General features: G+C 67.2%; 18 protein-coding genes. 7 read left to right on the top strand and 11 right to left on the bottom strand.

The window, feature by feature from the left end:
* On the bottom strand, window positions 1-942 hold the full coding sequence (cbiB, locus tag DVS29_RS24825; protein ID WP_118183175.1) for an adenosylcobinamide-phosphate synthase CbiB: 942 nt from the start codon (window positions 940-942) through the stop codon (window positions 1-3).
* Between the two features lie 7 nt (window positions 943-949).
* Window positions 950-1,540: a bifunctional adenosylcobinamide kinase/adenosylcobinamide-phosphate guanylyltransferase gene (cobU, locus tag DVS29_RS24820; RefSeq protein ID WP_118183174.1), complete on the bottom strand. Its 591-nt coding sequence runs from the start codon at window positions 1,538-1,540 to the stop codon at window positions 950-952.
* A gap of 125 nt (window positions 1,541-1,665) precedes the next feature.
* Here cobU and DVS29_RS24815 point away from each other — a divergent pair, with 125 nt between their 5' ends.
* Window positions 1,666-3,180: a cobyric acid synthase gene (locus DVS29_RS24815; RefSeq protein ID WP_118183173.1), complete on the top strand. Its 1,515-nt coding sequence runs from the start codon at window positions 1,666-1,668 to the stop codon at window positions 3,178-3,180.
* An 85-nt stretch (window positions 3,181-3,265) separates the two neighbouring features.
* On the opposite strand, the gene DVS29_RS24810 is transcribed toward DVS29_RS24815, so the two are convergent.
* From DVS29_RS24810 to DVS29_RS24800, 3 genes are all read right to left on the bottom strand, one after another.
* Complete coding sequence (locus tag DVS29_RS24810; protein ID WP_118183172.1) at window positions 3,266-3,691, bottom strand: hypothetical protein; 426 nt, start codon at window positions 3,689-3,691, stop codon at window positions 3,266-3,268.
* A gap of 3 nt (window positions 3,692-3,694) precedes the next feature.
* Window positions 3,695-4,999 carry a tetratricopeptide repeat protein gene (locus DVS29_RS24805; RefSeq protein WP_164707984.1) on the bottom strand — a complete coding sequence of 435 codons (1,305 nt, stop codon included), beginning with the start codon at window positions 4,997-4,999 and terminating at the stop codon, window positions 3,695-3,697.
* Window positions 5,000-5,201: 202 nt separating this feature from the next.
* Window positions 5,202-5,621 carry a PaaI family thioesterase gene (locus tag DVS29_RS24800; RefSeq protein ID WP_118183170.1) on the bottom strand — a complete coding sequence of 140 codons (420 nt, stop codon included), beginning with the start codon at window positions 5,619-5,621 and terminating at the stop codon, window positions 5,202-5,204.
* A 264-nt stretch (window positions 5,622-5,885) separates the two neighbouring features.
* Here DVS29_RS24800 and DVS29_RS24795 point away from each other — a divergent pair, with 264 nt between their 5' ends.
* The gene (locus tag DVS29_RS24795; protein WP_118183169.1) at window positions 5,886-6,542 is read left to right on the top strand and encodes a ParA family protein; all 657 of its coding nucleotides are present in this window, start codon (window positions 5,886-5,888) and stop codon (window positions 6,540-6,542) included.
* A 44-nt stretch (window positions 6,543-6,586) separates the two neighbouring features.
* On the opposite strand, the gene panD is transcribed toward DVS29_RS24795, so the two are convergent.
* The 4 genes from panD to DVS29_RS24775 all read right to left on the bottom strand — a co-directional run bounded on the left by panD (window position 6,587) and on the right by DVS29_RS24775 (window position 9,285).
* Complete coding sequence (gene panD, locus DVS29_RS24790; RefSeq protein ID WP_118183168.1) at window positions 6,587-6,973, bottom strand: aspartate 1-decarboxylase; 387 nt, start codon at window positions 6,971-6,973, stop codon at window positions 6,587-6,589.
* A gap of 133 nt (window positions 6,974-7,106) precedes the next feature.
* On the bottom strand, window positions 7,107-7,940 hold the full coding sequence (gene panC / locus DVS29_RS24785) for a pantoate--beta-alanine ligase (RefSeq protein ID WP_118183167.1): 834 nt from the start codon (window positions 7,938-7,940) through the stop codon (window positions 7,107-7,109).
* A 284-nt stretch (window positions 7,941-8,224) separates the two neighbouring features.
* The gene (locus tag DVS29_RS24780) at window positions 8,225-9,097 is read right to left on the bottom strand and encodes a segregation and condensation protein A (protein ID WP_118183166.1); all 873 of its coding nucleotides are present in this window, start codon (window positions 9,095-9,097) and stop codon (window positions 8,225-8,227) included.
* A gap of 2 nt (window positions 9,098-9,099) precedes the next feature.
* Window positions 9,100-9,285, bottom strand: a complete 186-nt coding sequence (locus tag DVS29_RS24775; protein ID WP_118183165.1) for a DUF3460 family protein — start codon at window positions 9,283-9,285, stop codon at window positions 9,100-9,102.
* A gap of 304 nt (window positions 9,286-9,589) precedes the next feature.
* On the opposite strand from DVS29_RS24775, the gene DVS29_RS24770 reads away from it, so the two are divergent.
* Window positions 9,590-11,668 carry an autotransporter assembly complex protein TamA gene (locus tag DVS29_RS24770; protein WP_240655785.1) on the top strand — a complete coding sequence of 693 codons (2,079 nt, stop codon included), beginning with the start codon at window positions 9,590-9,592 and terminating at the stop codon, window positions 11,666-11,668.
* An 85-nt stretch (window positions 11,669-11,753) separates the two neighbouring features.
* Window positions 11,754-15,971: a translocation/assembly module TamB domain-containing protein gene (locus DVS29_RS24765; RefSeq protein ID WP_118183164.1), complete on the top strand. Its 4,218-nt coding sequence runs from the start codon at window positions 11,754-11,756 to the stop codon at window positions 15,969-15,971.
* 226 nt (window positions 15,972-16,197) lie between these two features.
* On the opposite strand, the gene metG is transcribed toward DVS29_RS24765, so the two are convergent.
* The gene (gene metG / locus DVS29_RS24760; RefSeq protein ID WP_118183163.1) at window positions 16,198-18,348 is read right to left on the bottom strand and encodes a methionine--tRNA ligase; all 2,151 of its coding nucleotides are present in this window, start codon (window positions 18,346-18,348) and stop codon (window positions 16,198-16,200) included.
* A 354-nt stretch (window positions 18,349-18,702) separates the two neighbouring features.
* Window positions 18,703-19,356 carry a YiaD family glycine zipper/OmpA-like lipoprotein gene (locus tag DVS29_RS24755; protein WP_118183162.1) on the bottom strand — a complete coding sequence of 218 codons (654 nt, stop codon included), beginning with the start codon at window positions 19,354-19,356 and terminating at the stop codon, window positions 18,703-18,705.
* Window positions 19,357-19,749: 393 nt separating this feature from the next.
* On the opposite strand from DVS29_RS24755, the gene apbC reads away from it, so the two are divergent.
* The 3 genes from apbC to dcd all read left to right on the top strand — a co-directional run bounded on the left by apbC (window position 19,750) and on the right by dcd (window position 22,248).
* Window positions 19,750-20,838, top strand: a complete 1,089-nt coding sequence (apbC, locus tag DVS29_RS24750) for an iron-sulfur cluster carrier protein ApbC (protein WP_118183161.1) — start codon at window positions 19,750-19,752, stop codon at window positions 20,836-20,838.
* Window positions 20,839-21,017: 179 nt separating this feature from the next.
* A complete protein-coding gene (locus DVS29_RS24745) occupies window positions 21,018-21,557 on the top strand; it encodes a superoxide dismutase family protein (protein ID WP_118183160.1) in 540 nt (179 codons plus the stop codon).
* A gap of 121 nt (window positions 21,558-21,678) precedes the next feature.
* Window positions 21,679-22,248 carry a dCTP deaminase gene (gene dcd / locus DVS29_RS24740; protein ID WP_118183159.1) on the top strand — a complete coding sequence of 190 codons (570 nt, stop codon included), beginning with the start codon at window positions 21,679-21,681 and terminating at the stop codon, window positions 22,246-22,248.
* The last annotated feature ends 49 nt before the right edge of the window (window positions 22,249-22,297 follow it).

Below are 22,297 nucleotides of genomic sequence, written 5' to 3'. Positions count from 1 at the left end.
TCAGCCGTACACCGACGCGCTCGCGAGCGCGAGCACGATGAATACCGACAGCCACAGCAGCAGCGAGCGTTCGACCAGCGCGAGGGCCGCGCGAATATGACGCGCGGTGGCATGATCGCCGGCGCCGAGCGTCGGGCGCACTTCGATCACGCCGTGATACACCGCCGCGCCGCCGACGCGCACGTGCAGCGCGCCCGCACCCGCCGCCATCACCGGGCCCGCGTTCGGGCTCTCCCAGCGCCGCGCCTGCGCGCGCCAGCAGCGCCATGCGGTGCGGGTGTCGCCGAGCAGCGCGTAGCTCGCCGCGGTGAGGCGCGCGGGAATGAAGTTGAGCACGTCGTCGATGCGCGCGGCCGCCCAGCCGTAGCGCAGAAAACGCGGCGTGCGGTAGCCCCACATCGCATCGAGCGTGTTCGCGAGACGGAACGCGAGCGCACCCGGACCTCCCGCGATCGCGAACCAGAACAGCGCGCCGAAGATCGCGTCGTTGCCGTTTTCGAGCGCCGATTCGACGGCCGCGCTCGCGAGCGCGGCTTCGTCGGCCTGGTCCGTTTCGCGCGATACGATCCGCGACGTCAGCTCGCGCGCGCGCGGCAGGTTGCGGCTCATCAGCGCCTGCGCGATCGGCGCGATGTGCTCGTGCAGGCTGCGCGCGCCGAGCGCGAACCACAGCAGCGCGACGTGCACCGCGCACGCGAACGGCAGCGGCAGCACGATCACCAGCCCGCTGGCGAGCGCAACCGGCGGCACGACCGCGAGCAGCCACGCAACGAGGCCGAGCGGCCGGCCGCGCGAGCCGGTGTTCAGGCGTGCTTCGAGCCAGTTGGCGAGCTTGCCGAACTCGACGAGCGGATGAATGTGGCGAGGCTCGCCGAGCCGCCGGTCGATGACGACCGACAGCGTGGCAAGTCCGGCGGTAAGCGGCATCGAGAGCAGCAGCATGTTCGGCTCAGGTATCGGCCCGGTTATCGGCTGAGGTATTGGCCGAAGCAGCGGACGACTTCAGCACGAGCGGCAGGCCCGCGACCATCATCGTCACGTTCGCGCACAGCGCCGCGACGCGCTGGTTCAGCCGGCCGAGTTCGTCGACGTAGTGGCGCGTTTCGGCGCCGAGCGGCACCACGCCGAGCCCGATCTCGTTGCTGACGACGATCACCTGGCCGCGCGCGCCGGCCAGCGCCGCTTCGAACGCGCCGAATGCCGTGTGATGATCGGGCGTCGGCTCGTCGTCGTAGTCGCCGTCGGGCGGACACAGCAGGTTCGCGAGCCAGAGCGTCAGGCAGTCGATCAGCACGCAGCCGTCGGGTGCATCGGCCGCGGCGAGCGCGGCGGCCAGATCGACGGGTGCTTCCACGAGCTTCCACGTGCCCGGCCGCCGCTCGCGATGGTGCGCGACGCGCGCCGCGAATTCGCGATCGGCGACGCGCGCGGTCGCGATATACGTGACCTTGCGGCCGCTCGACGCGGCGAGCTGTTCGGCGTGCACGCTCTTGCCGGAGCGCGCGCCGCCGAGCACGAAGGTGAGGTCGGAGGAAGCCATCGCGTGATTGTACCGGCGCGATGGGATAATGCGCGCTGGTTTTCCCGCATTGCGCACGCATTACTCCTGCATTGTTCCCTTGCTGCGTAACCGTTTACAGCGACACCGCCGAGCCGAAACCGCCCATGTCTTCCGCGCCTTTTTCCACCGATCTTTCGCGTCCGCCGCGCGGCACGCTGATGATCCAGGGCACCACGTCCGATGCGGGCAAGAGCACGCTCGTCGCCGGGCTGTGCCGTCTTGCGCGGCGCACGGGCGCACGGGTCGCGCCGTTCAAGCCGCAGAACATGGCGCTCAACAGCGCGGTCACCATTGACGGCGGCGAGATCGGCCGCGCGCAGGCGTTGCAGGCGCTTGCCGCGGGCATTCCCGCGCACACCGACCTGAATCCGGTGCTCCTCAAGCCGACCAGCGACCGCGGCGCGCAGGTGATCATCCACGGCAAGGCGCGCCTGAACCTCGATGCGCGTGCGTATCACGACTACAAGCCGGTCGCGCTCGACGCGGTACTCGAGTCTTACCGGCGCCTGCAGACCACGTATGACACGATCTTCGTCGAAGGCGCGGGCAGTCCGGCGGAGATCAACCTGCGCGATCGCGATATCGCGAACATGGGCTTCGCGGAACGCGTCGACTGTCCGGTCGTGCTGGTGGCGGACATCGACCGCGGCGGCGTGTTCGCGCATCTGACGGGCACCCTTGCGTGCCTGTCCGACAGCGAGCGCGCGCGGATCGCGGGCTTCGTCATCAACCGCTTTCGCGGCGACGTCGGCCTGCTGAAACCGGGGCTCGACTGGCTGGAAGCGAACACCGGCAAACCGGTGCTCGGCGTGCTGCCGTATCTGCACGGTCTCACGCTCGACGCGGAAGACATGCTGCCGCGTGATGCGCGTGCGGACGCTTCGCGCGATGCGACCGAGCGGCTGCGCGTGATCGTGCCCGCGCTGCCGCGCATCAGCAACCATACGGACTTCGATGCGCTGCGCGCGCATCCGCAGGTTGACTTCGAGTACATCGGGCCCGGCCGCGCGCCGCCGCCCGCCGACCTCGTGATCCTGCCGGGCTCGAAGCACGTGCAGGCCGATCTCGCGTGGCTGCGCGAGCACGGCTGGGAAGCGGCGCTGCAGCGGCATCTGCGCTACGGCGGTCGCGTGATCGGCGTCTGCGGCGGCATGCAGATGCTCGGCCGCGAAGTGGCCGACCCATACGGCGTGGAAGGGCAGGCAGGGAGCGTCGCCGGATTCGGCTGGCTCGATTTCACGACGACGCTCGCGCGGGAGAAGACGCTGGAAAACGTGACGGGCACGCTCGCGTTGCCCGGTGCGCCGCGCGTGACCGGCTACGAGATTCATATGGGCGAGACCGAGGGCGCGGCGCTCGACGCGCCGGCATTGCAGCTCGCGGTTGGCGATTCGACTCGCCCGGATGGCGCGATTTCCGCGGACGGTCAGATGCTCGCGACCTATGTCCACGGGTTGTTCGACACGCCCGAAGCGTGCGCGGCACTGCTCGCGTGGGCGGGGCTGCGCAACGCGGAAGCGATCGACTATCCGGCGCTGCGCGAGGCCTCCCTCGAGCGGCTCGCCGATACGCTTGCTGCGCATCTCGATCTGACGAGGTTGTACGCGGCGATACGTTGAGCGGTTGATGAGCGGCTGCGATTCGTGGATGCGATTCGCGGCTGGAATTCGCGCCATGTTGCTGCGCGTGTGCCGTACCTTGCGATCAGGTCAGACGGTACGTGACTCCCCCCGCTCTAGCCGGTGCCAGTCCATCCGCGCAGCGCGTCCGCCATCCGCGCAGCGCGTCCGCCATCCGCGCCGCGACCTCAGTCCAGTCGCGTGCATCCGATTGCCGGAACAGCCGCATCGTGCCCGGATACCACGCTGAATCGTCGCGCTCCGTGAGCCAGCGCCAGTCGGTCCAGTCGCGCGGCAGCATCAGCCAGCAGGGCTTGCCGAGCGCACCGGCCACGTGCGCGGCGGCGGTATCGACCGCGATCAGCAGATCGAGCTGCGCGACGATCGCCACGGTGTCGGCGAAGTCGCCGATCGCCGAGCCGAGATGCACGATCGGCTGGCCGGGCGGCGCCTGCTCGGCATCCTCCTCGCCCTGACCCTTCTGCAGGCTGACGAACGTGACGTCCGGCACCGATCACAGCGGCGCAAGCGGCGCGAGTCCGGGCACCGAGCGCGTTGCGTCGTGCTGGTTGCCGCCGAAGCCCTTCCACACGAGCCCCACGCGAAGGCCGCGAGCAGCCGGCAGCCGCGTGCGCCAGCGCGCGACGCGCTCCGGCGCGGCGTGCAGATAGGGGGTGCGTGACGGAATCGCTTCGAGCGTCGTGCCGAAGTAGAGCGGCAGGCTCAGCGAGTAACACCAGTAGTCGTGCTCACCGAGTTCCGACGTGTGCGCGATGACGGCGTCGAGTCCGTCGACGGTTTCCATCAGCGGCTTCAGGGGCTCCGGGCACAAGAGCGTCAGGCGACGCAGCCCGCGTGCCTTGAGGAGCGGCGCGTAACGCACGAACTGCACCGAGTCGCCATAACCTTGTTCATGCCAGAGCACCAGCGATTTGCCTTCGAGCGATTCGCCGCGCCACGGCGGCAGCGTGCCCGGCGGCGGAATGCCTTCGACGAGCCGCCCCGGCGCGTAGCGCGCTTCGCTGTATGGCCAGCCTTCCGCGTAGCGGCCCTGCATCAGCAACAGAATGCCGAGGTTCCATTGCGCGCCCGCGAAATCCGGTGCGAGCGCGACCGTTTGCCGGTAGGCCGCTTCCGCTTCGTTGTAGCGGCCGGCCAGCTTCAGCGTGGTGCCGAGGTTGTGCAGCGCGTCGCGATGCGTGGGTTGCGTGGCGAGTGTGAGCCGGAACGCGGCTTCGGCGTCGGGCAGACGCATGCTGCGCAGTTGCGCCATGCCGAGGTTGTACGACGCGTGCACGTAAGCTGGATCGATCGCGAGGATGTGCCGGAACGCGGGAATTGCATCGTCGAGACGCCCTGCATCCATCAGTAGCGTGCCGAGGTTATTCCAGGCGGGCAGCAGGCGCGGGTCGAGTGCGACGGCGCGCCGATACGCTGCTTCCGCGTCGCTCGCGCGCTGCTGCGCGGACAGCGCTTCCGCGAGCCGGAAGTGCGCGTACGCGCAGCGCGGGTCGAGTTCGAGCGCCCGATGGCAGGCCGCTTCGGCTTCATGCAGACGGTGACGCTGCGCGAGCAGGTCGGCGAGGCTCGTCAGGAAGTACGCGTCGTCGCGCAACGCGATCGCGCTGCAGATCAGCGCTTCGGCTTCGATCCACGCGCCGCGCCGATGCAGCAGCGTGCCGAGCAGATGCAACGCGTCCGCATGATGCGGCTCGTGTTCGAGCAACGCGCGGTAGCCGCGCTCGGCTTCATCGACGCGACCTGCCATGTGCGCGTCGAACGAAGTCTGGAATGCGGGAACCGTAACGTTCGTTGCCATTGATATGGAATGCGAAATGATTTCGTGCGACCGATAAATGCGCGCGCCATGAATGATCATACGCCGCGATAGATCGACAGGGGAACACGGACGGCTGCTTTGCAGGCCGATCCATTTGCAATGCGTGAACGATCCGTCGCGCGGCGGATGCGAACGCGGCTGCGCACGCGCCGCCGCGTTCGTGAGTCAGTCCGTCAGCGGCTCAGTACAACACCATCTGCGTGCAGCGGAAGAGGGCGATGGTCTTGCCGTCGGGCGCGGTGACCGTGGCGTCCCACAGCTGCGTGCTGCGTCCCAGGTGCGCGGCGCGGGCGACGGCCCGGATCGTGCCCGCGCGGGCGGTGCCGACGAAGTTGCTCTTCAGCTCGATCGTCGTGAAGTTCTGCGCTTTCTCCGGCAGGTGGGCGATACACGCGTAGCCGCAGGCGGTATCCGCGAGGCCGATCACGGTCGCCGCGTGCAGGAAGCCGTTCGGTGCGAGCAGTTCGGCGCGCACGTCGAGCTCCGCGATCAGCGTGCGCTCCTCCAGCGCGATCACGCGAACGCCCAGCAGCTCGGGCAGCGTGCCGCGCTGGCGTACGTGCAGACTTTCGGTGGTGATGTCGGGGCGAAGTGCGGTCATGGCGGGGTTCCAGGCTGGGTTTTCGGATTGCTGCGGTGCGGTAGGCCGGGTGTTTTCGAGGTCCGGGTTGTGCCGGTATCGCGTCGAAAAAGGTGTCAGTTGAGGCGTCGGACGAGGCGCCGTGAGCGGCCGCTGGCCGTTCAGGGGGCTTCGGTCCGGACGGATTTGCCGATATTATCAACGCCTGAACAGACTTTGGCGGCGGCCCGGCAGTCCCGCGCGGCAACCCGGCCGGCGGCGACGGCCTTCTTTCCGGGGGAATTCATGACGGTAATCGTGGTGGCGAATCCGAAGGGCGGCGTCGGCAAGAGCACCTTGTCGACCAACCTCGCGGGGTACTTCGCGGCGGCGGGCGAATGGGTGGCGCTCGCCGATCTCGACAAGCAGCACTCCGCGCACGCATGGCTCGACCTGCGGCCCGCCACGTTGCCGGCCATCGAAACCTGGGAGGTCGACCCCGACGCGCCGGCGAAGCCGCCCCGCGGGCTCGAGAAAGCGGTGATCGACACGCCGGCCGGCCTGCACGGCAACCGGCTTGGCGCCGCGCTGGAGCTGGCGGACAAGGTGATCGTGCCGCTCCAGCCGTCGATGTTCGACATTCTCGCCACCCAGGACTTCCTCGAACGCCTGACGAAGGAAAAGGCGGTCCGCAAGGGCGCGATCCAGGTGGGGGTGGTCGGCATGCGGGTCGACGCGCGGACCCGCTCGGCGGACCAGCTGCATCGGTTCGTCGAAGGCCTGAAGCTGCCGGTGCTCGGCTTTCTGCGCGACACCCAGAACTACGTGCAGCTGGCCGCGCACGGCCTGACGCTGTGGGACGTCGCGAAGAGCCGGGTGGAGAAGGATCTGGAGCAGTGGCAGTCGATCGTCGAGTGGGTCGACGGGCGGGGCAAGGCTGCGGCGAGCGCCGCGGCGGAGTGAGGCTGTGGCGGCGGGGCTGGGCAGGCAGCCCCGCTTTCAGCCGGTCAGGTCCAGCTCTGCGTCGGCACGTGGTCCCGGCTGCCCTTCATGCGGTTCTGCTCGTCGACGAACACGAGCTTCGGCGCCCAGCCGGCTTTCAGTTCGGCGTCGTCCACGGCCGCGAACGCGGCGATGATCACCAGGTCGCCCAGCTGCGCGCGCCGCGCCGCCGAACCGTTCAGCGAAATCATGCCGCTGCCGCGCTCACCCTTGATCGCGTAGGTGGTGAAGCGCTCGCCGTTGTTGATGTTCCAGATGTCGATACGTTCGTTTTCGACGATATCCGCGGCTTCCAGCAGGTCTTCGTCGATCGCGCACGAACCCTCGTAGTGCAGCTCACAGTGCGTGACGGCCGCGCGGTGGATCTTCGATTTCAGCATGTGACGTTGCATGGCATTTCCTTGTGCTTCCGCCTCCGGGGGCGCTAGCCGGTGGAGGCGCGTGGCGTGACGGGAGTATCCGGCGTGTCTGACGCAGGCAGCGGGGCGCAACCCGGTACGACCCGGCCCACGCGCCCGCGGACGCTCAGATTTCGAGGTTGTCGATCAGGCGGGTCGCGCCGAGTTTCGCGGCGGCCAGCACGACGAGCGGCGCGCTGATGTCCCCTGCCACCGGCGGCAGCAGGTTCGAGCGCTTGCGGATCGCAATGTAGTCGGGCTTCCAGCCACGGGCGGCCAGCGCGGCCATCGCGGACTGTTCGATTTTTGCGAAGTCATGGTTGCCGGCGTGCACGGCGTCGCGGACCTGCGCGAGCGCGCCGGCAAGCTGCGGCGCCTCCGCGCGCTCGACGTCGCTCAGGAAGCGGTTGCGCGAGCTGAGCGCGAGACCGTCCGTATCGCGCACGGTTTCGGCCGCGATGATGTCCGTGGGCAGCGCGAACTGCTGGCACATCGCGCGCACGATCATCAACTGCTGGTAGTCCTTTTTGCCAAACACCGCGACGCGCGGCTGCACGCACGACATCAGCTTCATCACGACCGTGCAGACGCCCGTGAAGAACCCGGGGCGGAACTCGCCTTCGAGAATGTCGCCGAGGTTGTGCGGCGGATGCACGCGGTACTCCTGAGGTTCCGGGTACATGTCGCGCTCGGTCGGTGCGAACAGCACGTAGACGTTCTCCTTCTGCAGCTTCTCGATGTCGTCCTGAAGCGTGCGCGGATACTTGTCGAAGTCTTCGTTCGGACCGAACTGCAGCCGGTTCACGAAAATGCTCGCCACGACCGGATCGCCGTGCTGGCGCGCGAGGCGCATCAGCGACAGATGGCCTTCGTGGAGGTTGCCCATCGTCGGGACGAACGCAGTGCGGTTCTGGCCGCGCAGCTGGTCGCGGAGTTCCTGGATCGAGCTGATGACTTTCATGGTCGGCTGGAATGACGTGCTGCGGTTCGACGCGGGCCCGCACGGCGCGCCCGCGGCCGGCGCTCATGCGGCGCTTTTCGCGCGGCAGCGGCGAACCCCGGCTGGAGCGCGGGATTGTAGTGGATTTGTGGCCGGGATGCACCGGAATGACGCTCGACCCGCGCCGATCCGACGCACGATTCGAACGACAGCGGGCAGGGAACGTTCTGGGCGCGAAAGCTGCTGCTGCGCCCACCCAGGCGGACAGTCAGGTGTGCCGCCCAGTTGCCCACTCGGTTGCCTGCTCAGGCAGGCAGATACGCAAGCCGCACGTAGATCGGCGCGAACGGTTCGGCCTGGGTGATCTCGATCAGCGATTCGCGCGACAGCTCCAGCATCGCGATGAAGTTCACCACCACGACCGGCACGCCGCGGGTCGTGTCGAACAGTTCTGAGAACTCCATGAAGCGCGCGTTCTGCAGCTTGCGCAGGATCACGCTCATGTGCTCGCGCACGGAGAGTTCTTCGCGCGAAATCTTGTGGTGCTGCACGAGCTTTGCGCGCTTGATCACGTCGGCCCAGGCGGCGCGCAGGTCGTCGCTGTTCACGTCCGGGAAGCGCGGCGTGATGCTCTGCTCGATGTACACCTCGGCGCGCAGGAAGTCGCGGCCGAGCTGCGGCAGCTGGTCGAGGCGCTGCGCGGCAAGCTTCATCTGCTCGTATTCGAGCAGGCGCCGCACCAGTTCCGCGCGCGGATCCTCGGCTTCCTCGCCGGTGTCGGCCTTCTTGACCGGCAGCAGCATGCGCGACTTGATCTCGATCAGCATCGCGGCCATCAGCAGATACTCGGACGCCAGTTCGAGGTTGGTCTTGCGCAGCTGTTCGACGTAGCCCAGGTATTGAGTCGTCACCTCGGCCATCGGGATGTCGAGGACGTTGAAGTTCTGCTTGCGGATCAGGTACAGCAACAGATCCAGCGGACCTTCGAACGTCTCCAGAAAGACTTCGAGCGCGTCCGGCGGAATGTAGAGATCTTGCGGGAGCTTGAAAAGCGGTTCGCCGTACAGGCGCGCGAACGCGACGCCGTCGACCGTGTCGGGCGTCGAATCCGTGGTGGGCGCGGCGAGCGCCGCGTCGGACGACCCCGTCGCGGCGCGGGCCTCGTCAGCGGTGGTCACGCTCAGAAGTTCTGGTAGTAGACGTACGGGGTCTGCTCGACGCGTGATTCCTGCTGCTCGGCGCGCTCTTCGAGGTCGATCGGCTGCTTGTCCCACAGGAGCGCGCGGCCCTGGCGCTGCTCGTCTTCGAGCGCAGGCTTTTGCTGCTTCAGCTGGTTCAGGAACTGGGTGATGTCCGACTGATACATGGCAAGACTTCCGTAAAGAGGGATCGGCGGAGAAGCGGGCGGCCAGACTGGCTGGCTCGCAGTGCGGCCGCATCCGATGACAGACGCGATTTTACCGCAAGCGGCGCGCAACGAGACATCCGTTGGGCAGCGCGCGGAACCTCAGGTCAGGCGAGGCGTCAAAGCGCCGGCCGCGACGCCCTTGCGCTGACATCTTTTGACAGCGCCGCGACCCGGTCATGTGGTCAAATAACGAGCTTCGGCCCGCTCGGCGGGTCGCCTGGAACTGTTCACCAACGGCCGGAGGTCCTGTTTGACGGGTGGGATGATCGAACCTTCGCGCTTCGCGCCACCCGTATCGCCCGCCGCTACGTTCGGCGAGTCGCGAGTAGGGCTGCTGCGCCGCGGGTCCAGGTCGTTCCGCGTGTCGTGGGCGGTGCTGCTGGTGATGTGCGCCGCGTGCCTGCTGAGTCCGCTCGCGCGGGCCGCGGACGATAGCGACGACGCGTCCGGGCAGGACACGACATCGTCGGCCAGTCCCACGGGCGCATCGTCGGCCGCCGTCACGCCTACGCAGATCACCGTGCCCACCGCGCCGAAGCCGGGTTCGGACGCCACGCCGCCGGATGCGGCATCGGGCACGGCCGCGGCGAGCGAACCTGCCGCTGCGTCCGCTGCCAGTTCAGGCAAACCCGCCGCATCGAAGTCAGCGAAGAAATCGTCCGGCAAACCGTCCTACAAGGTCGACATCGAAGCGACGCCGCGCGCGCTGAGGAAGCTTCTCGAAGCGCACCTCGACATCGCGCGCTTCGCGAAGCGCAGCGACATCAGCACCGACCAGTTCGAGTTTCTGATCACCGCAACTCCGCAGCAGGTGCGCGACCTCGCGGCGACGGCCGGCTATTTCGCGCCGGTCGTGCGGACCGACGTGCGTACCGAGGAAGGCAGGAAGGTGGTCGGCGTGTACGTCGATCCCGGACCGCGCACGACGATCACGTCGATCGAGTTGACCTTCAAGGGGCCAGTGAAGACCGAAGCGCCCGAGCAGGAAAACGCGACGCGCTTCGCGTTCTCGCTGCATCAGGGCGACCCGTTCACGCAGGGCGGCTGGGACGACGCGAAGAGCGCGTCGCTGAAAGCGTTGCAGGCGCATCGTTATCTCGGCGCGAAGATCGCGTTCTCGGAAGCGCGTATCGATCCGCGCGACCACAGCGCGAAGCTCACGGTGATTTACGACAGCGGCCCGACGTTCACGATGGGCAAGCTCGATGTGTCCGGCACGCGCCGCTATCCGGCCGCGATCGTCACCGACGTGAATCCGCTGTCGCCCGGCGACGTGTACGACGTGAACCGCGTGGCCGAACTGCAGCGACAGCTGCAGACCACGCCGTACTACGCGAGCGTCGCGATCGACGTCGACAACGACACGTCGAAGCCGCTCGACACACCGATCCACGTGAAGGTCAGCGAGTATCCGTACAACAGCATCCGCGGCGGCGTCGGCTACGCGACGGACACCGGGCCGCAGGTGCAGGGCGCGTACTCGTACCTCAACACGTTCGGCGCCGCGTGGCCGTTCTCAGTCACGGGCCGCGTCGACCAGATCCAGCAGTACGGCCAGGTACAGCTCTCGATGCCGCCAGGCGAGCGCGCGTGGACCAACAGCGCGCTCGCGTCCTACTCGTCCACCAACGTGTCCGACACGCGCATCTACAGCCTGCGCGCGGGTCTGCAGCGGACCCGCACGTCGCAGTACATCGACTACGGCTACTCGATCCTCTACTACCAGGACCGGCTCGACCAGAACGTCGAACCGCCTACCACCAGCCGCGCGCTGGTGCCCGCGTGGACCTGGACGCGCCGCAATACCGACGACCCGCTGTTCCCGCGCTCCGGCAACCTGATCCATCTTGAGGCCGGCTTCGCGGTGAAGGGCGTGCTGACCGACCAGACCTTCGCGCGCGGCTATGCGCGCGGCCAGCAGTACTTCCCGATCGGCCGCAACGATCTCGTGGTGCTGCGCGCCGAATTCGGCGGCGTGTTCACGAGCGGCAGTTCGAGCGGCGTGCCGGCCTCGCTGCTGTTCCGCGCGGGCGGCTCGAACTCGGTGCGGGGCTACAGCTACGACAGCATCGGCGACGACGTCGGCGGCTCGATCCTGCCGACCAAATACCTCGTCACCGGCAGCACCGAATACCAGCACTGGTTCACGCACGACTGGGGCGCGGCAGTGTTCTTCGACATCGGCACCGCGACCGACACCTGGGGCGAAAAGGTCTTCTACCCGGGCGTCGGTGTGGGTGCGCGCTGGCGCAGCCCGGTCGGGCCGGTGAACGTCGACATCGCGTACGGCACGCGCAATCACAGCGTGCGTCCGTATCTGACGCTTGGCATCGCGTTCTGACCGCTTTTGACCGTACCCGACCGTTCGTCATGATTCGAGCCCGAGCGACAGCAACCGACTAACCGAGACAGCGAACGCAGCACGCATGACCACCGAAACGCCCGACAACCCGCCACCGCCGCCCGAGGCCCCGCCGCCGGACGGCGGTACGCCGCAAGGCCAGCAGCCGCCCACGCCGCGGCGGCGTCGCCGCGTGCGCCGGATCTGGTGGGCGATGCTGGTGCCGGTCGTGCTGATCCTGCTCGCAGGCGGCCTCGTGTATGGCGTCGTGTCGACGCCTCAGGGCACCGCGTATGCATGGAAGGCAGCGGTGAAGCTGCTCGGTGGGCGGCTCACGGGCACGCTCGACCGCGGCTCGATCGCGAGCGGCCTGAAACTGCACGACGTGCGCTGGCGCAGCCTCGACGGACGCGGCACGGACGTGAAGGTTGACCGCATCGACGGACGCTGGGCGCTGACCGATCGGCCGTGGCGCTTCACGGTGAGCTATCTGCACATCGGCACGGTCGACGCGCGCATCGCGCCTTCGCCGCCCAGCAACACGCCAACCACCTTGCCGGACAACCTGACGGTGCCGATGCAGGTCGATCTGCGCGATCTGCGGGTGGACCATCTGCTGCTGCACGACGGCGCGACGACGTCCGAATACAGCGACCTGCTGCTGCACGCGCGCACCGACGGCCGGCATCACGAAGCAGCGGTCGAGCGGCTGGATACGCCGTACGGCGCGGTGACGGCATCGGCGAAACTGGATGGTGTGCGGCCGTTTCCGCTGACGGGTGACGTCGGCTATGCGGGCAAGGTCAACGAAGAACCGGTACAGGTGCGGGGGCATCTGTCGGGTTCGCTGGAAAACCTCATCGCCGAGCTTGATGCGAGCGGGATGAAGCTCAATGGTCACGCGCACGTCGAGGCGGCGCCGTTCGCGCCCGTGCCGCTGCAGCGCGCGACGCTCAGCTTCGATCACGTGAATCCGCAGGCCTTCGCGCCGGGCGCGCCGCTCGCCGATCTGGCGGTGCGCGCGGAGTTGCAGCCGGTGACGGCGGAGGGTGTGGCGGCTGACGCTGCTGCCTCTGGCGCGTCGACCGCCGCGAGTGCGGGCGTGGCTTCCAGTGCCCCACGCGCTTTCGCTGCCAGCGCCGCTTCGGCTCCTTCGAAGGCCTCGACTGCTTCCGCGGCTTCGGCCGCCGCCACGCCGAAATCCAGCTCTTCGTCGAATTTCGCGGTGACCGGCGCGGTGTCGATCGTCAACGCGAAACCCGGCGCGATCGACGAACACCTGCTGCCGCTCATCGACGCGCACGCCGACGTGCGGCTCGACGCGTCGGCGCAGCACATCTCGAATCTGAACGTGCGGCTCATCAGGCGCGCCACGTTGACCGGCGGCGGCCAGCTGGAAGGCAGGCGCGGCCGGTTCGACCTGAAAGTGGCGGACCTCGATCTGAACGCGCTCGAAGCGAGCGTGCGGCCGACACAGCTGTCCGGGCCGATCGGTGTCCGGCTGAACGACGACAGCCAGAGCCTGACGCTCGATCTCGCCGACCCGAAAGCCGGGCTGCGCGCGCAGGGCAAGGTCACGCTCGATCCGGCGCGGATCAGCTTCAACGACGTGCGCGTGAGTTCGGGCAAAGGCCGCATCGACCTGTCGGGCGCGATCAAGCACGACACCGCGTCGACGTACAACCTCAAGGCGACGCTGACGGACTTCGATCCGCTGTCGCTGACCACGCAGAAGCCCGCGAAGGCGGCGGCGAAGGCGGGCACGGGCAAGACTGCGAAGGGCACGACGGGTGAGACTGGCAGCAAGCCGCCAGGACCTACTGCCAAACCAGTCGAAGCCCGGGTGAACGGCACCATTACGGCAACCGGCGTGATGGCGCCCGAGTTCAGGACGAAGGCTGAGTTCAAGCTCGGCGACAGCGTCTACGACAATCTGCCGATGACGGGCAGCGGCACCATCCAGCTGGCCGGCTCGCGCCTGCTGCCGAGCCGCGCGAGCCTCTCGGTGGCGGGCAACGATGTGGACGTGCAGGGCAGCTTCGGCGGCCGTGGCGACCGGCTGCGCTTTCACGTCAACGCGCCCGCGCTCGACCATCTCGGCTTCGGCATCGCGGGCGTCGTGACGGCGGACGGCGACCTGACGGGTTCGTTCGCACACCCGAACGTCGTGCTCGACTACAAGGCGGACAGTGTCGCGTTCGGCGCAACGAAGATCGGCCACGCGGAAGGCCATGCCGAAGCGCGCGACGGCGCGAATGGCGCGCTCGTCTTCACGACGGACGCGCGCAACCTCGAATCGAGCGGCTTCAGCCTCGCCACGCTCACGGCGCACCTCAACGGCACGCGCGCGAATCACACGCTGGAAGCGTCGGCGACGGGCTCGGTGCGCAACCATCCGATCAACCTCAACGTCGCGGCGAACGGCCATCTGACCGACGCGCGCGACGGCACCCACTGGGACGGCACCGTGACGCGGCTGGCGAACACCGGCACGCCGCAGCTCAAGCTTGAAGCACCCCTCACGATCAGCTATGCGCCCGAACACGTGACGCTCGGCGCGACGCGCATGACGATCGAAGGCGCGTCGCTCGACCTGAAGTCGTTCGCGCTCGATCATGGGCGGATCCGTTCTGCCGGCTCGCTGACCAGCGTGTCGCTGGCGCGGCTGATGGCGGTGCGCGAGGAGGTGACGGGCGTGCCACCGCCGCTGAAGACCGATCTGGTGTTCGACGGCGACTGGGATTTCTCGATTGGCGATACCGCAAGCGGGCACATCCAGCTGAAGCGCCGCGGCGGCGACGTGACGGTCGAAGTCGGGCGGGGGCTCGCGGCGCTCGGCATTCAGGACATCGCGTTCCGCACGGACTTTGCGCCGGGCAACCGCGTGAATGCGACGGTCCATGCGCAGGCGAACCGCCTCGGCACGATCGACGTGAACGCGCACACGGCGCTGTCGATGCAGGACGGTCACCTCGGGCTCGATGAAGAAGCGCCGTTGAGCGGCACGATCAATGCGGACATTCCGTCGCTCGCCACGACGGGCGGCATTTTCGGGCCGAGCTATCTGCTCGAGGGGCACCTCGCGCTGAAGCTCGCGATAAACGGCTCGGTGTCCAGGCCGAAGGTGTCCGGCTCGCTGAACGGCGACGATCTGTCGGCCACGCTCGTCGACCAGGGCGTGCAGCTGAAGGACGGCATCGTGCGCATCGGGCTGTCGGAGAATCTCGTCGACTTCCAGCAGGTCGAGTTTCACGGCGCGAGCGGCACGCTGCGCGCGACGGGCCGTGTGCAGCTCACCGGCGACCAGCCCGACCTGAGCGCGAGCATCATCGCCGACAAGCTCGAACTGTTTGCGGCGCCAGACCGGCAGATGTCGCTGTCGGGCAGCGCGACGGTCGCGAACGCCGGCCGCGAGGGCGGCCTCGAGATCAACGGCAAGTTCATGGTCGATCACGCGCTGTTCGACATGCCGGAGCAGTCGTCGCCGTCGCTCGGTGACGATGTCGTTGTGGTGCGCCCGGACGGCACCGTGCGCGGCGAGAAGAAGCCGGGTGTCACGAACTCCGACAAGCCGGTTGGACCGTTCGCGCCGCGCGCGAACGTCGACATCAACCTCGGCCGCAGCTTCCGGTTCCGCGGTCAGGGCGCCGATCTCGGACTTGGCGGCACGATCACGCTGATGAGCGCGCCGAACTATCCGCTGCGCGCGGTCGGCAACGTGCGCGTGACCGAAGGCTCGACCTACACCGCGTTCGGCCGCAAGCTCAATATCGAGAACGGCTTCTTCACGTTCAACGGGCCCGTCGCGAATCCAGGCATCAACATTCTCGCGATGCGCCGCAATCAGGAAGTCGAAGCCGGCGTGCAGGTGACGGGCACGGTGCAGGCGCCAGTCGCGAAGCTCGTGTCGGAACCGAATGTATCGGACAACGACAAGCTGTCGTGGCTGCTGTTCGGGCACGGCACGGAACAGGGCAACAACCTCGGCCAGCAGAGCACGATGACGACCGCGCTCGCGCTGCTCGGCAACGCGGGCGGCAAGCGCATTGCGCAGACCTTCGGGCTCGACGAGTTTTCGGTGGGAACCAGCGATGTCGGGTTGACCGACCCGCAGGTGGTGATGGTGTCGAAAGCGATCAACGAATGGCTCGTGCTCGGCTACGAGCAGGGCCTGCAATCGGCGAGCAACGCGATCAAGGCGACGGTCAACCTGACGCGCTACTGGTCGGCGTCCGTGTTCGGCGGCACGTTCCAGGGGCTCAACGTGCTGTACACGCGGCGTTTCGACCGGATTCGCTGGTAGGGCGCAACGCACGGGCGGCCCCGCCCGGGTCCAGGTCGCTTCGTGTTCCCGGACCAGTTTCAGTCTTGAGACGGGCTGATGTTCTGCAGGGGCTGGCCAGGCGCGGACAAGGCCGATGGCCCCTGATGTTCCGGGGCAAGGAGGGGAGTGGACCCTACGGGCCTGATCAGTCTGGATCTCCCGGCAGACCGGGATGTGCGGTCTGCCGGGAGTCGAGGTCAGCGGCTCAGCGCACGCGCATGCCCGGCTTCGCGCCGGTGTGCGGTTCGAGCACGTAGAGACCCGGCTCGGCTTTCTCGTCGGTGGCGGAGGCGGCGAGCACCATGCCTTCCGAGAGGCCGAACTTCATCTTGCGCGGCGCGAGGTTCGCGACCATCACCGTCAGCTTGCCGACCAGCTGCTCGGGCTGATACGCCGAGCGGATGCCCGAGAACACGTTGCGGGTCTTGCCTTCGCCAACGTCGAGTGTGAGCTGCAGCAGCTTGTCCGAGCCTTCGACGATCCTGCAGTCCACGATCAGCGCGACGCGCAGGTCGATCTTCGCGAAGTCGTCGATCGAGATCATGCCGCCTGCGCCGTCAGCAACGGGTGCGGCTTCTGCGTTGCCGTCGGATGACTTCGCAGCCTTGGCGGCACCCGCCGGACCGGCGGCCGCGGCGGCGCCGTCGGCCGGCTTCAGCGACTCCTGGTTCGCGGCCAGCAGCGCGTCGATCTGCTTCTGCTCGACCCGCGTGGTCAGATGCTTGTACGCGTTGACCGGGCGCGCCGACGACAGCGGCACGTTCGCATCGATCCATGTGAGCGGCGCGATGCCGAGGAACGACTCGACGTTGGCGACGAGCGTGGGCAGCACCGGCTTCAATGCGAGCGACAGCAGCCGGAACGCCTCGAGGCTCACGCTGCAGGTCTCGTGCAGCGCGACGGCGTTGGCCGGATCCTTCGCCTGCTCCCACGGTTTGGCGGTATCGACGTACGCATTGACCTGGTCGGCGAGCTCCATCGTCTGGCGCAGCGCGCGGCCGTACTCGCGCGCCTCGTAGTGCGCGGCGATCTGCGGGATCGCGGCGCGCAACGTGCCGAGCAGCGCGTGGTGCATCGCGCTGTCCTGTACGCGGCCGTCAAAGCGCTTCAGCAGGAAGCCTGCCGCGCGGCTCGCAATGTTCACGTACTTGCCGACGAGATCGCTGTTCACGCGCGACTGGAAGTCGGCGAGGCTCAGGTCGAGGTCTTCCATCGTGCTGTTCAGCTTTGCCGCGAAGTAGTAGCGCAGCCACTCGGGGTTCAGTCCCGTGTCGATCACACTCTTTGCGGTGATGAAGGTGCCGCGCGACTTCGACATCTTCGCGCCGTCTACCGTCAGGAAGCCGTGCGCGAACACGTTGGTCGGCGTGCGATGGCCGGAGAACTCGAGCATCGCGGGCCAGAAGAGCGTGTGGAAGTAGAGGATGTCCTTGCCGATGAAGTGGTACTGCTCGGTGGTCGCCCCCTTCTTCGTCCACGCGTCGAAATCGAGGCCGCGCTGCTCGCACAGGTTCCTGAAGCTTGCGTAGTAGCCGACCGGCGCGTCGAGCCACACGTAGAAGTACTTGCCCGGCGCGCCCGGAATCTCGAAGCCGAAGTACGGCGCGTCGCGCGAGATGTCCCAGTCCGCGAGCGTGGATTCGCCTTCACTGCCGAGCCACTCGCGCATCTTGTTGGTCGCTTCGGGCTGCGCGAGGCCGCTGACCCAGCCACGCAGGAAGTTTTCGCAGCGCGGGTCGGACAGACGGAAGAAGTAGTGCGTCGAGGTCTTGCGCACCGGCGTCGCGCCCGATACCACCGAGTACGGATTGATCAGGTCGGTCGGCGCGTAGGTTGAACCGCAGACCTCGCAGCTGTCGCCGTATTGATCCTTCGAATGGCACTTCGGGCACTCGCCCTTGATGAACCGGTCGGGCAGGAACATCTCCTTGACCGGGTCGTAAGCCTGCTCGATGTCGCGCGCTTCGATCAGGCCCGCGTCTTTCAGCGCGAGATAGACGTTTTCCGACAGGACGCGGTTTTCTTCCGAATCGGTCGAGTAGTAGTTGTCAAACGAGATGCCGAAAGCATCGAAATCGCGCTTGTGCTCGGTCCACACGCGCTCGATCAGCTGCTTCGGCGTGATCCCTTCGGCCTCCGCGCGCAGCATGACCGGCGTGCCGTGCGTGTCGTCGGCACCGACGTAGTAGACCTCGTGCCCATGCATTCGCAGCGCCCGGACCCAGATGTCCGTCTGGATATATTCGACCAGATGGCCGATATGGATCTGCCCGTTCGCATAGGGCAGAGCAGACGTAACGAGAATCTGGCGGCGGCCCGACGGCGCGCCTGCGGTGAGGTCGGTGGGTGCTGTCATAAGGATGCTGAGAGTGCCTTAGGGTGATGCGGACGGTCGAAATTTCGATTCTAGCAGGGCGCACGCATGCGGCGTGACGCGCATGGGCGCGAACCTGGACCGCGCGATCCAGCGCACGGAGGCAAACAGGCGGGAGAAAACGGCGGGCAAAAAAAACCGGGGCAGTCGGCCCCGGAGCAACAACGACAAGAGGAGAATGGTGACGCGGCGACGGTCGTCGCGCACGTACCGTAAAGACAGACCGCGGATATCCGGCAGAGTTCGAAATTTTTTTCGATCCGGTTATCTGGCACTTCCTCACTTGCTGGAATCCGTGCAGAGCCTTGTGCCACAAGGCTCTGCGAGCCATTCCGATCAGCCGCCCTGATGCTGCGCGGTCGCGCGCAGATAGATTTCGACGCGACGGTTCGCCGCGCGGCCGGCTTCGGTGTTGTTGTCCGCGATCGGCTGGGTGGCGCCGCGGCCGTCGGCCGACAGGCGTTGCGGCGCGACGCCGCGTTGCGCGAGGTAGCCAGCGACGCTCTGCGCACGGTTCACCGACAGCGTCTGGTTGTATGCCGGCTGGCCGGTGCTGTCGGTATGGCCGACGACCTGCGCGATCACTTCCGGATTCTGCTGCAGCGTCTGCGCGACCTGGTCGAGCACCGGCGCGAACGACGGCTTGATCGCGTAGCTGTTGGTGTCGAACGTGACCGAGCTCGGGATGTTCAGCTTCAGCGAACCGTCCGGCTGCTCGGTGATCTGCGTGCCGGTGCCCTTCGTCGCGCCGGACAGCTTGTTGTGGATCGCCTGCCAGTTGTAGCCGGTGATCGCACCTGCCGCCGCGCCGACGCCGGCACCGATCGCCGCGCCCTTGCCGCCGCCGAAGATCGCGCCGAGACCCGCGCCTGCCGCCGCGCCGACACCCGTACCGACCGCGGTGTTGTTCCCCTGCTGGGTCGCGCAGCCGGCCGTGAGGGTGCCGACGAGGGCGAACACGGAAATACGCGTCATGAGTTTTGCGTTCATTCTTGATCCCTTTCTCTTGATGAAACTGAAACAACGGTTCTGTTGTACGGCCGCCGTGTCGGCACAGCGCCGGAAGGGTCTTGCGGCGCCCGCCGGCACGAGCCTCTACAATGGCGACTGAATGCAGCGCATGCATCACGGTGCGGCGCCGGCTGGCGGAACACCCGCCGGTACATCGTTCGCGGCGCGTTTGCGGGCGGTTGTGAACCTGGTTCCGGGCCCGCTATCGTGCCGTGCCGATGCGTCCCTCATGCCCGCCGGAGGCGAAGCGTGCCTGAGCGGGCGGGCGTTCGGCAATGCTGCGAAACACAATTTTTCAAATTCATCGCTGACGGCGAAGCTTTCGATTCCAAACAGCCGTCGGCGTTCCCCACGGAATGTCAGGGAGTGTCAATGAGCATCGATCGGGCTTTGGTCGACGCCGCGCTCGCGGTCGTCACAGACCCCAACACCGGCCAGCCGTTCGCGGCCGCGAAGAATTTCCGCAACCTCACGATCGAGGGTACGACGGTTGCCGTCGAGGTGATACTCGGCTATCCGGCTAACAGTCAGTTCGAGCGGGTTCGCGACCTCGTGTCGGACGCGCTGAAGGCCGTGCCGGGTGTGGCCGACGCGGTCGTGCAGGTGTCGCAGCAGATTGCCGCGCACACGGTCCAGCGCGGCGTGAAGCTGCTGCCGAACGTGAAGAACATCGTCGCCGTCGCGTCAGGCAAGGGCGGCGTCGGCAAGAGCACGACCGCGGTGAATCTCGCGCTCGCGCTTGCGAGCGAGGGCGCGTCGGTCGGCATTCTGGACGCCGACATCTACGGCCCGTCGCTGCCGATGATGCTTGGCATCGAAGGGCGCCCCGAGTCGCCCGACGGCCAGACGATGCATCCGCTGACCGGCCACGGCGTGCAGGCGAACTCGATCGGCTTCCTGATCGAGCAGGACAATCCGATGGTGTGGCGCGGTCCGATGGCCACCTCGGCGCTCGAGCAGCTGTTGCGGCAGACGAACTGGCGCGATCTCGACTACCTCGTCGTCGACATGCCGCCGGGCACGGGCGACATCCAGCTGACGCTGTCGCAGCGCGTGCCGGTGACGGGCGCCGTGATCGTGACGACACCGCAGGACATCGCGCTGCTGGATGCGAAGAAGGGCTTGAAGATGTTCGAGAAGGTCGGTATTCCGATCCTCGGCATTGTGGAAAACATGGGCATCCATATCTGCTCGAACTGCGGCCACGAAGAGCACATCTTCGGCGCGGGTGGCGGCGACCGGATGGCGCAGGAGTACGGTGTCGAGGTGCTCGGGAGCCTGCCGCTCGACATCGCGATCCGCGAGCAGGCCGATTCGGGCCATCCCACGGTGGTCGCGGAGCCGGACGGCCGGATCGCGGAGATCTACCGGAGCATTGCGCGCAAGGTCGCGATCCATATCGCGGAACGCGCGCGTGACATGAGTTCGAAGTTCCCGACGATCGTCGTGCAGAACACCTGAGCCGCGTCGCGCGGGGCTCGCCGCGCTTCCGCCGCGGCGGGCATTCGAACGGAGCTTCGACTGGCGCCGCGAAGCCGTAAATAGGGCCGGCGCCGGGGTATCATGTCGTCTTCATCGGGTCAGGTATGTGGCGGTCGCAGGGGCGGCCGCCAGCTGGCAAGAGGTGGCAAGAGGATCGCATGAGAAAACGAACCGACGGTAAGACGAGACGCGCGGTCATCGTCTTCGCCGCCTGCGGTGCGCTGCTGCTGGGCGGCTGTACCGCCTTCCTGAGACCAGAGGAGCGGCGCGCGGACGCGCAGATCGTGCCCACGCTCGGCAATCAGGTGCGCGGCGCGATTACCTTCATCGAGCATTCGGACGGCGTCCAGGTCACCTACAACCTGACCGGCCTGCCGCCGAACAGCGACCACGCGCTGCAGGTCCACGACCGCGGTGACTGCAATGCGGCGGACGGTTCCTCGGCCGGGCCGGTGTTCGCGCCGTCGGCAGACAGGCTGAAGGCGGGCGTGCGCGTGGAGGGCGATCTCGGCAATATCCATGCGGACGCGAACGGCGTCGCGACGGGCTTCATCGTCGCGCCGGAGGTGTCGCTCGACGGCATCCGCTCCGTCGCGCAGCGCTCGCTGCTCGTGCACCGCGACGCGGGCGACCCCTATGCATTTCCACAGCACGGCGCAGGTCCGGCGCTCGGCTGCGGCCTGATCCGGCAGCAGTAACGGCTGCCGGCTTCCTTCGCCGGCCCCCACGATCGCGTAAAATAAGCGCCTTTCGTCCGGCAGCGCCGAGGTACCGGCGCCGGCCCGATTCTCCAACACCGTCAGCAGCACCGCACAACCCATGGCAATCAAATCCGACCGGTGGATTCGGCGTATGGCCGAAGAGCACAACATGATCGAGCCGTTCGCGCGCGATCAGGTCCGCATGTCCGAAGACGGCCGGCGGATCGTCAGCTACGGCACCTCGAGCTACGGCTACGACATCCGTTGCGCCGACGAATTCAAGATCTTCACGAACATCAACTCGACGATCGTCGACCCGAAGAACTTCGACGAGAAATCGTTTGTCGATTTCAAGGGCGAGGTCTGCATCATCCCGCCGAACTCGTTCGCACTCGCGCGCACGGTGGAATATTTCCGCATCCCGCGCAACGTGCTGACGGTCTGCCTCGGCAAGTCCACCTACGCCCGCTGCGGGATCATCGTCAACGTGACGCCGTTCGAACCCGAATGGGAAGGCTACGTCACGCTGGAATTCTCGAATACGACACCTTTGCCTGCGAAGATCTACGCGAACGAGGGCGTAGCGCAGGTGCTGTTCTTCGAAAGCGACGAGGTCTGCGAGGTGTCGTATGCGGATCGCGGCGGCAAGTACCAGGGCCAGCACGGCGTGACGCTCCCCAAGACCTGACGAGCGCCGCAGCACCAGTCAACCGTATTCCGGGGACCGCTGTGGCACA

Origin of the sequence: Paraburkholderia phosphatilytica (genome assembly GCF_003443895.1) — a bacterium.
Classification (GTDB): Bacteria; Pseudomonadota; Gammaproteobacteria; order Burkholderiales; family Burkholderiaceae; genus Paraburkholderia; species Paraburkholderia phosphatilytica.
Note: the sequence above shows the minus strand (reverse complement) of the source record. Positions and strands in the feature narration are given on the sequence as shown.